This window comes from Niallia laureatilytica (genome assembly GCF_046613985.1).
In the GTDB taxonomy this organism is placed as follows: domain Bacteria; phylum Bacillota; class Bacilli; order Bacillales; family Cytobacillaceae; genus Niallia.
On the sequence record NZ_JBKKHP010000012.1, the window covers coordinates 1 to 13,087 of the forward strand.

The 13,087-nt window shown below is 31.8% G+C and carries 17 protein-coding genes and 1 pseudogene; 1 reads left to right on the top strand and 17 read right to left on the bottom strand.

Annotated elements, in window-relative coordinates; translation table 11 throughout:
* Positions 1-115 precede the first annotated feature (115 nt).
* Positions 116-961 (bottom strand): HAD-IIB family hydrolase, encoded by an 846-nt coding sequence (locus tag ACLIJJ_RS21965; protein ID WP_411411679.1) that lies wholly within the window; start codon positions 959-961, stop codon positions 116-118.
* Positions 933-1,094 (bottom strand): annotated as a pseudogene (locus tag ACLIJJ_RS21970) (3-oxo-glucose-6-phosphate--glutamate aminotransferase); the annotation flags it as partial. The pseudogene ACLIJJ_RS21970 and the gene ACLIJJ_RS21965, both read right to left, overlap by 29 nt.
* A gap of 307 nt (positions 1,095-1,401) precedes the next feature.
* Between ACLIJJ_RS21970 and ACLIJJ_RS21975 the strand changes: the two are divergent.
* Positions 1,402-2,391 (top strand): LacI family DNA-binding transcriptional regulator, encoded by a 990-nt coding sequence (locus ACLIJJ_RS21975; protein WP_411411680.1) that lies wholly within the window; start codon positions 1,402-1,404, stop codon positions 2,389-2,391.
* A gap of 99 nt (positions 2,392-2,490) precedes the next feature.
* On the opposite strand, the gene alsE is transcribed toward ACLIJJ_RS21975, so the two are convergent.
* The 15 genes from alsE to ACLIJJ_RS22050 all read right to left on the bottom strand — a co-directional run bounded on the left by alsE (position 2,491) and on the right by ACLIJJ_RS22050 (position 13,087).
* The gene (gene alsE, locus ACLIJJ_RS21980) at positions 2,491-3,180 is read right to left on the bottom strand and encodes a D-allulose 6-phosphate 3-epimerase (protein WP_233317071.1); all 690 of its coding nucleotides are present in this window, start codon (positions 3,178-3,180) and stop codon (positions 2,491-2,493) included.
* A gap of 118 nt (positions 3,181-3,298) precedes the next feature.
* Positions 3,299-4,390 (bottom strand): PTS fructose transporter subunit IIC, encoded by a 1,092-nt coding sequence (locus tag ACLIJJ_RS21985; RefSeq protein WP_237943474.1) that lies wholly within the window; start codon positions 4,388-4,390, stop codon positions 3,299-3,301.
* Positions 4,391-4,447: 57 nt separating this feature from the next.
* Positions 4,448-4,918, bottom strand: a complete 471-nt coding sequence (locus ACLIJJ_RS21990; RefSeq protein WP_341080009.1) for a PTS sugar transporter subunit IIA — start codon at positions 4,916-4,918, stop codon at positions 4,448-4,450.
* The gene (locus ACLIJJ_RS21995; RefSeq protein ID WP_233317068.1) at positions 4,918-5,235 is read right to left on the bottom strand and encodes a PTS fructose transporter subunit IIB; all 318 of its coding nucleotides are present in this window, start codon (positions 5,233-5,235) and stop codon (positions 4,918-4,920) included. The genes ACLIJJ_RS21990 and ACLIJJ_RS21995 overlap by 1 nt, the downstream gene beginning before the upstream one ends.
* An 11-nt stretch (positions 5,236-5,246) precedes the next feature.
* On the bottom strand, positions 5,247-5,684 hold the full coding sequence (locus tag ACLIJJ_RS22000) for a PTS sugar transporter subunit IIA (RefSeq protein WP_233317067.1): 438 nt from the start codon (positions 5,682-5,684) through the stop codon (positions 5,247-5,249).
* A complete protein-coding gene (locus ACLIJJ_RS22005) occupies positions 5,674-7,164 on the bottom strand; it encodes a BglG family transcription antiterminator (protein WP_411411681.1) in 1,491 nt (496 codons plus the stop codon). Before ACLIJJ_RS22005 ends, ACLIJJ_RS22000 begins: the two co-directional genes overlap by 11 nt.
* 583 nt (positions 7,165-7,747) lie before the next feature.
* The gene (locus tag ACLIJJ_RS22010) at positions 7,748-8,536 is read right to left on the bottom strand and encodes a helix-turn-helix domain-containing protein (RefSeq protein ID WP_411411682.1); all 789 of its coding nucleotides are present in this window, start codon (positions 8,534-8,536) and stop codon (positions 7,748-7,750) included.
* A gap of 240 nt (positions 8,537-8,776) precedes the next feature.
* Complete coding sequence (locus tag ACLIJJ_RS22015; RefSeq protein ID WP_411411683.1) at positions 8,777-8,950, bottom strand: Fe3+ hydroxamate ABC transporter substrate-binding protein; 174 nt, start codon at positions 8,948-8,950, stop codon at positions 8,777-8,779.
* 125 nt (positions 8,951-9,075) lie between these two features.
* Positions 9,076-9,438 carry a hypothetical protein gene (locus ACLIJJ_RS22020; protein ID WP_411411684.1) on the bottom strand — a complete coding sequence of 121 codons (363 nt, stop codon included), beginning with the start codon at positions 9,436-9,438 and terminating at the stop codon, positions 9,076-9,078.
* Between the two features lie 164 nt (positions 9,439-9,602).
* Positions 9,603-9,968, bottom strand: coding sequence for a DUF4181 domain-containing protein (locus tag ACLIJJ_RS22025; RefSeq protein ID WP_411411685.1), 366 nt, complete (start codon positions 9,966-9,968; stop codon positions 9,603-9,605).
* Positions 9,969-10,597: 629 nt separating this feature from the next.
* Positions 10,598-11,155 carry an SMI1/KNR4 family protein gene (locus ACLIJJ_RS22030; protein ID WP_411230023.1) on the bottom strand — a complete coding sequence of 186 codons (558 nt, stop codon included), beginning with the start codon at positions 11,153-11,155 and terminating at the stop codon, positions 10,598-10,600.
* A complete protein-coding gene (locus tag ACLIJJ_RS22035) occupies positions 11,118-11,387 on the bottom strand; it encodes an SMI1/KNR4 family protein (protein ID WP_251648421.1) in 270 nt (89 codons plus the stop codon). Before ACLIJJ_RS22035 ends, ACLIJJ_RS22030 begins: the two co-directional genes overlap by 38 nt.
* 514 nt (positions 11,388-11,901) lie before the next feature.
* Complete coding sequence (locus ACLIJJ_RS22040) at positions 11,902-12,096, bottom strand: DUF6980 family protein (protein WP_396953855.1); 195 nt, start codon at positions 12,094-12,096, stop codon at positions 11,902-11,904.
* Between the two features lie 96 nt (positions 12,097-12,192).
* Complete coding sequence (locus tag ACLIJJ_RS22045) at positions 12,193-12,384, bottom strand: hypothetical protein (protein ID WP_251648419.1); 192 nt, start codon at positions 12,382-12,384, stop codon at positions 12,193-12,195.
* Positions 12,385-12,754: 370 nt separating this feature from the next.
* Positions 12,755-13,087, bottom strand: coding sequence for a tRNA-Val4 (locus ACLIJJ_RS22050; protein ID WP_411411686.1), 333 nt, complete (start codon positions 13,085-13,087; stop codon positions 12,755-12,757).

The window sequence follows — 13,087 nt, forward strand, 5'->3', positions numbered from 1 at the left end:
TAATGATGGGGTTTTTATCATTATTATTTCACGGTAATCTCCCTAATAAATAGCTTATTTTCATACTATCCACCCTACCTGAACCGGAAATCCCTACTTTTTATTTCACTCTTCTTTATCCGATAATTTTGTTTAAAGTCATTTTGATTCCTTTAGAGTATTCATCTTCTGATATATTAGGGAAAGCATTTTTAGCCTCTTGTGTTGCATTTTGAAGTAAATATCCATATTCCACTGCATGTAACATTTTAATATCATTTCCGCTATCTCCAAATGCAATCGCATTTTCTGGTCCTAACTTGTATTTTTCTAACATAAATCGCACGATTTCATCTTTACCTGTACCTATAGGAATAAAATCTACATCATAGCTATCCTCGGGATCACCAGCTAGAGGATTGCAACGATTTATATTTACAGAAACCCCATGTTCCTTACAAATTAATTCAATAGCTAACAAGTTATTTTTATCATTTATTTCATCTTGCTCTTGGTAATAAAAATTATGCTTATAACGAGAAATACCTAATTGAGTTTGTGGATTTAAAAAGATATTATGATTCTCTCGTAGATGTTTAACCATTCTTTCCATCTTCTCTTTGCTAAAATCTTGATTTATTCGGCTATTCCAGTTAATATCTTGCTCACCAAAATTATGTTCAGAGAAATACGTTATTTCTGTCCCAAGATCACTTGCTATAAAATGAGGAAAGTATCTAAATTTACCTCTTTTCATCTTATCGAGAATAGATTCTATACTACTCCCAGTAACCCAGCCGATTTGTATGTCTCCGCTTTTACTTTTTTGTTCTAAATAATCTTCTAGCTCATAAATATCCTGCTGCTTCTCTTTATCAATCTTATGAGGAAAGTAAGTTTCATCAAAATCACAAAATATAATATATTTTGGTTGTTCAACAGGTGAAAGAGTTTTATACTCCAACGTCTTTTTTAATAACACTAAACAATCCCTCCATAACATGTCTTTCTTCTATAGTAAATGTTGGATACAACGGCAAATTTAAAATCTGGCTATGAGCGAGTCCTGTGATGTGTTTGTCCTTGACCAATGGGGTGTTTCGCATGTGTGATAATTTGCTTTTAGTTGCATTCACATCCCTTTTCTGTAAATATATAGATAAATATTCTGCAATTTTGTACTTCATTGTTATTTATATAATTGTTTCACTGCTCATTCACAATGCGGTCTTCTATAAAAAATTCATGTACGTTACCTTAAAATAATAAACAGTATCAAGCTTTCTTACCTTTACCTGAAATCGTAAGCTTTTTTTCGCAAGCAGTACCTCCCCCAAATTGGTTATGTGGAAATCCATTGCAATTTTATCCTAATTTCTGAAATCGATAACATGTCAACATTTTTTCAAAGGATGGTAGTATATGCCTACAATTGATGAAATAGCTAAGTTATGTAATGTATCAAAAACCACTGTATCTCGTGTTTTGAATAATCACCCCTATGTTTCTAAAGAGAAAAGAGACATGATTTTAAAAGTTATCAACGAAATGGACTATATTCCTAATTCAATAGCTCGGCAATTCAGGAAAAACGAAACTCGAACAATTGCATTATCCGTACCGAGTATTGACCATCCCTTTTTTGCACAATTAATTAAAGGTGTTTCCCTGCAAGCATTAACTAATAATTATAAAGCAGTTGTTTTTCAAACATTTTATAACCAAACATCTGAACTAGAATTGCTAGAATTATTGAAGCATAAAGAAATAGACGGGGTTATTCTAGGAGCGTTAGAAAACGATTGGTGTAAAATAGAACCATTTTTAAAATACGGACCTATTTTGTTATGTAATGAGTATCACCAATGTGCTGATATACCCATAATTGGATATGATGAATTTGAAGCAACTTATAAAGCTGTAGTACATTTAATTGAAATGGGACATGAAAAGATTGGGTTTTGCTATGACACACCATATAGCGAAGCTCAATGCCAAAGAAAAGAGGGTTACTTAAAAGCCTTAGCTGATTACAATCTACCTCAAAAACACGATTGGGTATTTGGCGGTGTATTTAATATAGAGGATGGTTTCCATCTCTTTGAACAGATTCATAACTTAAAAGATAGTCCAACTGCTATCTTTACAGGTAATGATCAAGTGGCAGCTGGACTTATCAAAAAAGCAACTATATCAGGGTTTAATATTCCCAAGGACTTAGCCGTTATAGGCTTTGATAATCAAATGATTTGCCAAGTAGTGACTCCAACTATAACAACAATTGATACCCCAATCATTGAATTAGGTCAAAAAGCATTGTTAAAATTGCTCGATTGCTTATTAGGAAATGTTAATTTAGAGAGGGAAGTTATTAGACTACCTACTAATCTTATCATTCGAGAGTCAACATAATTATATGAGACACTTTAGACTATTAAGTATTTCATAAAGGGGGTTAATAAATGGGAATAAAAAAAGAGGCGGGGATTCTCTCCCAGCCTCTGTAAACTTTTATTCTACTACTTTGCCAGTCATATCCTCATAATCTTTACACATTATTTCCCATGACTTTTTAATATCTTCATCTAATCCAAATAGACCGCTACGACCTATGATATAAATATCAGGATCGGCTGCATCAATTCTTTTAAATGTTTTTCGACTAGATGATCCATCCATTTCAATAACATATTGATAGCCTTTTTCATCACGTAATTCTCTTAAAGCTACAATTTTATCTAGAGTGCTTTCAATAAAGCGTTGTCCAGCGAATCCTGGGTCTACTGTCATAATAGTAATTTTATCTACTAAATCAATATAAGGGAAAATTGTTTCAATAGGAGTTTCTGGATTTAATACTACCCCTGCTTTTAGTCCAGCATCATGTATTTGATCAATCAATCGGAAAGCAAGACCATCTAGTACTTCTGCATGCATACAAATCCATTCACACTTTAGATCCACTAATTGTTGAACCCAGAAGCTTGGATTCGTTACCATTAGATGGGCAGACATCGGTAAATCACTTATTTTTCGCACTTCTTGGACAAACCATGGAGATAATGTAATATTAGGAACATAATGCCCATCCATAATATCAATATGATAAGAATCTACATGATCGTTTAAAAACGTGATCTGCTCTTTAAACTTATCTAAATCCATTGTCATTAGTGATGGTGAAAATTCTACTTTTTTCATACTCTATTAATCCTCCGTAGATCTCTAGTTTCTTTAGGAATAATAATTGAGTTTGAATGGACCAAATTATTATTCCTAAATTTTTGTATTAGCCTTTATTTAACACGCTTACATTTTTTTATAGAATTTGAATATCATCTAAATCGATATCTTCTTCCTCTACTTCTATTTCCTCATCTTCGTTAACCTTTTTCTTAATTAAAGCCAACGCAACTCCTGTTACAACAACGTTTACTAAGATAGCTGCAACACCAGCCCATGGATTGGACATCGTTGGTAGCATAAATACGCCACCGAATGGTACCGTTGCATCAGCTCCTAACACCATCGTTACTGCTCCACCAGCTGCTCCACCTATGGCTACAGCGGTTACAGTACGAACAATATCATTCATAACAATTGGAATTACACCTTCCACAATGTTAACAACACCCATTGGCACTGCTGATTTCAATGTTTCCACTTCTGATCGTGTATAAATGTTTTTCTTGAAGATTTTTGCAATAAAGTAAGCTAATCCAAATCCGATTGGCGTTGCTGTATTTACTAATTGTAAAGCTGTGATAGGTCCATTAATGCCTTCTGCTTGCATAGTCAGAACGAAGGCAAATACTGTTTTGTTAATTGGTCCGCCAAAGTCAACTCCACTCAATAGACCAACAATTCCACCAAATACTAGTAGGGATGAAGTTCCTAAGCTGTTTAATCCATCTGTTAATAATGATGTAAGAGCAGCAACTGGAATTCCAATAATGTAAACCATGATTAGTCCACCAATAATAGAGGTGAAAAATGGAACAATTAACGTCGGCATTAATCCTTTAGCCCAACTAGGAACTTTAAAATGCTTAATAATAGCTACTGCAAGATAACCAGATAAAAATCCTCCTAAGATACCACCAATAAAGCCAGCACCAATTGCATTAGCACTTAATCCAATAATGAAACCTGGCGCAATTCCTGGTTTACCAGCAATAGAATAAGAAATACCAGTTGAGATAACGACAGGTAATAAACCTAAGCCTGCTCCACCCATTGTTGCTAAAGCATCCCATAAGGAAAACTCTCCTTGTACTAAAGAACCTTGACTAGTTCCTCCAAAAGCCATACCAATTGCGATTAAGAAACCTGCTCCACAAACAATTGGAATCAAGTATGAGATTGCTGTCAATAAATGGCCTTTAAGATTTAATTTTTTTAATCCACTCATTACTAACTCTCCTTTCAACTAAAGACCTCTTCAATAAATCTGTTTCTATAAGATTACTTAGCTACATAAAGCTTCTTTTACATCTTCAGCGTTTTTAGACTGTAGCATCTTCTCGATTACTTCGTCATTTCCTAGCTTTCTAGCAAATAATGATAGTAATTTCAGATGATTTTGTGCTCCATCATCATTTCCAACCGCAAACAGAATTATTCCCTTTACGCCCTTACCATCGAGAGTTTCCCAAGCAATTTCTTCTTGAGTAATCCCAATCGCTACTCCTATCTTTTCTACAGAATCACTTTTTCCATGAGGAATAGCAATATAATTTCCGATTCCAGTTTGTCCTATCGCTTCCCTAGCATAGATATCCTTTGTAAACTCTTCAATATCTTTGATGTATCCGTTTTCAAGCAAGACCTGAGCTAATTCCTGAATAGCTTCTTCCTTACTCTTAACACTCATGTTCGTTTTGATTGTATTTAAATCTACAATATTTTTCACTTCCATGATTATCTCTCCTTTTTTCATTATTTCTGTTGGTTGACAACCTCTGCTGCTTTTTCAATTAATTTATTTGGTGATTTAACCGCTATTTCTGTTGTAACTTGGATAATTCTTTTCCCGTCGAATCGTTCTCTTCCCGCAATCTTAACATCTGTTGCTAAAATAACGATGTCTGCTTCCGCAATTTGTTGTTGGCTCAATTCATTCTCTGTCCCGATCGTTCCTTGTGTTTCAATATGGATTTCATGGCCAGCCTTCTTACCAGCATTCTCTAATTTCTCCTGTGCGATATATGTGTGTGCAATTCCTACTGTGCAAGCTGCAACTCCTACTATTTTCATGATAATTCCTCCTAATATTTTATAATTTTATTTATAAATTCTTCTTTTTCATGACTGTTTAATAATCGGTCTAGATATTCCTCATCTGCAAGAGATCTAGTAAATAAGGCTATTCTCTTCTTCATATTAACGCTTTCATTTTTCTTTAGTAAAATTACAATCACTAGACAAATATTTTTTGTTTGGCAATCCCAAGCTTCAATTGGATTTGCTAAACGGATAAATAAAATTTGACTTTTCTCTAATTGGTCGCTTTCGATATGGGGCAACATAATATGCTCAGCAATTAATGTACTGCCCACTTTTTCTCTTTCATTTAAATGATGGATTACTTCATCCTTTGACATAGGATTATCTTGACCTACTATTTCAGCAATAAAAGCGTGTACTTCTTCTTTTGTTTGTAACTCACAATTAAAATGAATTTGATAGAGTGAATTAATTTCCATGATAAACTTCCTCTATCTTTCCCTGAAGTCTCTTCTGATCATCAATTGTAAACATCGCACTCACTAAGAGATAAGGAATTGGTACATCTTCCTTAATATGAACTGTACTCAGTATCAACTCAGCATCAGCATATTTCTCTTTTAGCATTTGAGTATTTCGTGATGCTACCACATCAACAATTTCTATCTCTGGAAATTTCTTAGAAACCTTTGCTTTTAAAAGCTCGGAAGTTCCTATTCCTGTTGTACACATAATGAGTGTTTTTATCGGACGTTGATGTTGACCCGTTTCAATTGCCTTTGCAAAATAAAGGGTGATAAACCCAATCTCATCTTCGTTTATGGCTGGTAGGTTGAATTTCTCACTCAGTAATTCCGAAACCTTCTTTACACCCATAAATACTTCTTCATACGTTACCTTAATCTGACTTAACAAACTGTTCTTAACCCGAATCTTATGCTCTAACCGGTTAAGCATCGGTTTAATATGGTTGGCTAAATCGATAAATATAGATTGACTGTCTATATCCATTCCTAAGTTAATACTCATTCCTTCCATATACTCTTTCGTTACTTGAATCACTTCTGATGAAAAAGTGGAAGTAATAGCATGAGATCCCTGCATTCTCGATGACACTAAATACTGATAAAGAAAATAGACCTCAATATCAGGCAAAGGACTGTTCAAATATTTCTCGATATTATGGACAATCACTTTAGCAACCGGATACAAAATATCTCGCTCCATGTTTTCCATTTCTTCTTTAGAAATCTCATCCGCGAACATTCTAGTCGGAACTATTCTTGTTCGGCTAAGTAGTATATATAAATGTGAGAAAATGTTTACATTATACGGGTAAGGAATGGTTATATTTAAATCTTCTTCAATTTTTCTTAATTGATCTAATATAAATAACACATCATACTGATTGAAGTTAAGTTTTGGATTCCTCTTTAAATCATCAATATCGATAATATTAAAGATTTCAATAATATCTTTAATCGCTTTTCGAATATTAACTTCTTCCCCAAGTATGGCTAATGTTCGATTTTTTCTCTCTAGAACCAAATTATATTTTTTAAGCTCTTCACTCATTATTTGCTCGTCATTAAAAGTCACAGAATCTCCTACATAATAGTGACTAAATAAATGATAAACATTTATAGGTTTGGGCGAAGACAACAATAGTTCTTCCATAATTCGTTTACGTCTCTCACTAGGCGTAAATTGCTTTTCTTTATCTTTATCATTACTTTTTTGAGAACTAATAAATTTTTCGTAGTCTAGCTTATATCCTCTCCCTCTTTCAGATATGATTAAAGGGCCATCCTCGTACTCATTATTAATTTTATTTATTAAACGATATACCGTTTTTTGAGATACATTTAGTACTTCAAGGAGTTCCTTCGATGTAACATATCCTTGATTTTGGGAAAGAAACAGTAACAGTTCTTGTTCATAGTTGCTTTTAGAACTCATCTCCTTGCCTCCTTGATTTGATATTAACACACAATTTAAAAAACAATTCGCTGGAAAATGACCGTTGCAACGGTCACTTTTTTCCATACATTTTATAGGGTTTATCTTTAGTGCGTCAATGGTATAGTATTTTATTGCTCTAGCAGCTTAAATTTAAAGATTTCCTATTGCTTAAATTAAGTCCTATTAAGAAGTATTCCCTATCAATGTATATCTCGATGTAGCAAAAGTAAAAAAGAGACGCTTAATGAGTTCAGTGAACTTTTAAGTGTCTCCAATAGAGAGGTATTGAGTTTTTTTTGATAACGTGCCAATTAAAGACTGAGTCGATTCAACACCTACTTCCCCCTATTACGTGTAGTAAGATTAGATTACTTTTAATACCTCCATATTGCACTATCGCCCCCGTTAGTTTAAGTACATTTTTTCACAATGATGATTTTCCTTAATGAAATAAGAAAGCCATTAATTTCATTCTTTACAGGAATGCTGCCCCGTTTCTTCCATAAAAAGTTCAACATAAAAGGGCATTAACTCTTTTCGATTTTAATACCCCTAAGTTAAACAACCGTATACTTTAATGTTAAAAGTTATCTAATTTCTTACTTACTTTTTTCATAAGCGTATTACTTACGCGATTAATATGTTCCTCATTTTTCACCAATATTCTATATGCATCTATTGTAGATAATGTGCGAATTAAGATGTAGACACCAACAACAATTAAAGCTATAAAGAGTGGATAGTAAGGCATTAAAACGTCTGAAGCAACTATTTCTTTCCTTACTAATAAAAAGGATATCCCACCAGCTACAATAGAACATACTCCAACTAACATTATTACAGCATACTTTTTCTTAATATCTTCGTATCTGATTTTTAATTCTTCAAGAAAATTGTGATCAAATATTAAAGCTTCTTTCTTAAGAACAGTATATCGATCTTCTTCTATAAAACCTGCTGTAATCGTTCCAATTCCAAGAACAGCAATAATACTAATTAGGATAGTTAAAATTACTGGATCTTGTTTAAAAATGAAGTAAGGTATAGTGGAAGAAATAAGGAGACTAAATCCTATGGCGAAATATTTAGACATTTTACGTTGTGATAGCAGATAACCTTCTGTCATCTCTTTGCTTACATAATATCCTTTTTCATTTTCTTTACTTTGTTCAACGGTATCTTTTAACAAGTAATCAATTGACACTTCAAAAATATTTCCAAGCATAAGTAATTTTTCGGTTTCTGGAAAACCTTGACCATTTTCCCATTTACTTATAGCCTGCCTCGTAGTGTTTAACTTCTCTGCCAAGGCTTCTTGAGATAAGCCTTTTTCTTTTCTAAGTTTAAAAATTTTTTCACTAAAAGTCATATATAAAACTCCTTTCTTTTATAGTTAAATTTTATTAAAACATCGCTCTGAGTTCCATATTTATGGAGATGCACTTTGTCAACTTACGGTTGCAATTATGTTATTAAGCTAACCTGCCATTTTTCTACTATAAGCAAGGTTTCACTTATTACAGGAATGTTGCCCTTTTTCTTCCATAAGCTATTTTTTCAGTTATTATTACAGGAATGCTGCCCCTTTAGTAGAAGAAAGAAATGTTTTTTAGTTAGATTTCTGGTTAAAGCATTCTTCACAAATTAATTTTCCTTCATTTTGTAAATAAGCCTTGATTTCAGTCATACCTTTTTTCTCTGGATACCGCATCTTTACAAAAACGACTTCATTTCCTTTTATTTCTTTATTGCAATAAGAGCATTCAGGCTTTGCTTTAAACATTTATGTCCCTCCAAAATTTTGTATATATAATTACTACGAACAATTATGTTTAAAGTTCCTTATTTCGCTAAACTGCCAAGTTTCTACCATAAGCTAGCTTATTTTATTACAGGAATGCTGCCCCTTTAACGGAATAAGGAAGAGTCTTTCTTTATGGTTAACAAATGTCCTTCTTGCAACAAAAGTTGTTTGTAATCAACAAGCTCGTGTAATAACAAACTATGCTTTTTCTGTATCCTTAGATCTATTTGTTCTGGATTTATTAAATTTGCTACTTGGACAGTGCAATTTTTATAATTGGCGGTATGATTAAGAATATACTGTAGTAATTCAAGTAACTCCCAGTCTTTATTTAGACCATTATAAATTTCTATTTGAACTGGATAGTCAAATCCAACTATTAAATGTGATTCAGTTTTTGAAAAATCGATTGATCCATTACCCAATCCCATTTTTTGATCTGACGCTAAATAATAATAATTTGTCATATTCCCCTACCTACAACTCCCTTTTAAATCTTAGAGTAAGAATTTTTATATGGTTTCAGAAATAGAGAAATAGCCTTCTTCTGCTAATCTGCACCGTTTCTTACATAAGCGTAGTTTGTTATATAATAGCCGTATTTATATTCTTATTTTTATATGATAATAATTTAATAAAATAAGCTGAATATTGACTCAGCGTTAAAAAATAATATTAGACCTATAAAAAGTAAAATTAGAGTACCAACGTATTGTTTTGAATTTTTTAAATATCTCCATTCTAATATCGCTTGAAAACCCAATAAAAAAACAAGATATATTGTCCAAAACCATATAGTGACACCACTATCCTTAGTAGAGACAATTGGTAATGCTATTAAAAAGGCAACTAGTATAATTCCTCTTCCCCAACGATCTATATTTTTACCAGGTGTTTCAGATATTTTTTCAGTATTAATTCTAAGCAACTTTTTTATGATCTTATCAATTAAAAAAACTAATAATATACATATAATTACTAAAAATATAAATTTCATCTTAGAACCTCTCCTTCTATAAGAAGTATACGGAATAATAACACCTATTGTTTCAAATACCTCTAATATTTAATGTTATAGGTACTTTGTGAATATATCTACTTAAAGTAACCTGCCCTTTTAGTAACATAAAAAAATAATTCTAAATTCGAGACTATATTTTTAGTTTAATTTCAATCTTTAAGTATTTTTTCCATGACTACTGATCGCTGATTAATTTCATTACATACTATTATATATATGTTATTATTTTATTTTAAATAATACTTAGAGATGAAGTGATGAATAGTTGTCTTATGAACAAAGATTATATACCTATTTCGATACCAAAATAACTTGTGATAGTTGTGAGCAGTTAAAGCTTTGTGCACCATTTGATAATAAAGAAGATATAAATGATACAATACATCTTTGTGAAGGATGTCTTTTTGGCATGTCCATAATGGGGTTTGAAAAGGTTTAAATAATTAAATAAGCAGCCAATTGGCTGCTTATTTAAAAAGAACTAAATTCTTATCACTTTACAAACATGTTTTCCTTATGTATTAAGCCTGCCAAGCCAAGTTAAAGCCTTAATCGTCCCGAATTCATCATCTATTGCATTTTCTATTTAAGTAAAGCCCTTAACATCAAATAAATTTTACAGTTTCTTCTATTTCTTCAAGAAAATATTGAATGGTCGGATCTTTATCATTTTTAATCTCAACAATAACTTTCTGAATTAAAGATTTATCTATTACGTATTGTGCAGTTACTGCTCTCCATACCGCTTCTACTGCACGATCTTTTAAATCTTCATTTCCACTTTTTATAAAATTCAATAAATATCGAAAATATTCCTCATGAATACTTTTATCATATATAAATGAATCAAATAAATGAATACCGTCTATAATATCATCCATTTCGTTACTATTAATTAACTTTCTAGCATCCTCAATTGTTGGAAGTGGAGTTGTTCTTAAGCCTTCCTCTTCATCATGCTCATGTATGTATAAGTGGTCCAGCATTTCTTTAAAAGAATGATAAATCGGAGTAATTTTATCCTCATCAGACTCTATAAATATAACTTTTGGTTTATCACCATGATTATAGTCGAGGGCAATCCAAGTATGACCATCCCCGCTGATTAAAATAATATTACTCTTACTAATTCCCCACTCCTGTTTGAAATAATCTGTTTGCATTATCCCTTTTTATTCCACGAAGATTATCTATTTCTAAGAAGTCATCTCCATCCCACCTATTTAAAGCTATAGGCAGTGCATTATATATAAGTGTTCCACCGTTTTGTTTTTTTAATAATTTTAAATAATCATCAGGTAATTTAACACCAAACTGCTCTTCTGCCAAATGTATATCTTCTTCTGACAAATCATTCAATCTGTATTGTTTTGATTCGCCATCCCAAATTTCCATTATATTCAACCCTTTCAATACTAAAGAGACCTTTATCCATACAGGAAATAAAGCTCTTTTTACATAAATACCCTTCCATTACTCTATCGATAAATTATATAGATCCCAATTTTCTGGTTTTTCTTCTTCTCTAAACCATTCCTTTTCATTTTGTATCCATTCTTTACGATAAGTCTCAAATGAATATCCTAATTCAACATCGTCATATCCAGGATGAAACCCGCAGCAGCCACAAATTAGGCTTACATCAGGTTGCCAATCTTTGTTATATAAAGGACCTCGTAATCTGTCATAACCACAAACAGCACATACATAAAACTTTTCTTTTTAAAAAACATTATCAAGCACCTTCTAAAATATTCATTTTTTTAATTATACCAACAAATTAGTCTGTAACCTTATGTCACTATCTGCCCTGTTTCTTCCATAAGTTAGTTTTTTCATTTAAAAATGCTTCCTTAGAAATAAAAACAACAAAACCGCTTATAGGAAGCTTTGTTAATAAACATAAAAACTATAATTTTGTACTACACCACGGACAAAAATTTATGCTTATACTAGAAGAACCCCCATCATGAATTACCAATCCGTAATCATTGTCTTGTTTATCATAAATGATTATTTTATCTGGACATTCAAAGGGATCATCATGAATATCACACTTAAAATTTGCATGATAATCCATATCTTCACAACAATGTTTTTTCATAGTTCACTTCTCCTGATTAATTCAACTTCTATTGGGTTTCTGCCAGTTTAGTACCTTATAATAAATAGTTTAGTTTTTAGACTAGCCAGGCAGATTTTAAAAAATAGTTTCAATCTCAATTCTATCCCATAACTCCATTATGCTTTTTCCATCTAATTTAACCTTTTGAAGTAAATCGTTAAAATCTTCTCCTTCTATTTCGCTAGCTTCATCGTAAAATCTCCAAAAATTCAATTCGCCTATGTAGTAATTTTCTTCCTTATAAATAAAATGAATTTCTCGACCCATCTTTAGATTTTTCAGAAATTCAATGTAGCTATATCCCATAACTCTAACTCACTCACTTTCGAATAGCATCCTAATTCTCTTAATAATACTATATTTCTTATTACACTAAACTCCCTCAATAAACAAACACTTATCTCTTAATTACGCAGTTTTTCTCAATATTGCTATCTAACTTGTTTCACTTCAAAGATTTGATTAGAGAGAAAAGACAATCAAGCTATTTACGAAGAAAATGAGCGCAAGAAACTAGCCAACCTTCGGTTCAATTTAAAAAGTTGGATAAATAGGTATGTACGCACCAAAGGATGTCCACAGATGTCTAGAATCTCCAATGAAATATACCTTATCACTTATTCTAATTCAATAATAACTATAAAAACCTCTCAGGTAGTTTAGCTTTCCATAATAAAAGTAGTTCTTTAAACTGATCGGTTTCCATTTCATTTCTATTTTCATCACTATTACTAAAAAAATGTTCAACAGTGGTAACATCTTTTTTGATTATAACCCCCGTTGCATTTAATTGAATTTCAAAATCTTCATATACTCCATTTAAAACTTTATCAATTTCTTCAATGTACTCATCTATTTCCTGTACTGTCGAAATATCTTCTATAAAATCTGAAAATAATTGAACATCCTCTGTTAATTTTATTCTGAGCATATTAAGATGATCTCTGTAAAAACTATTTAAATATTTCAT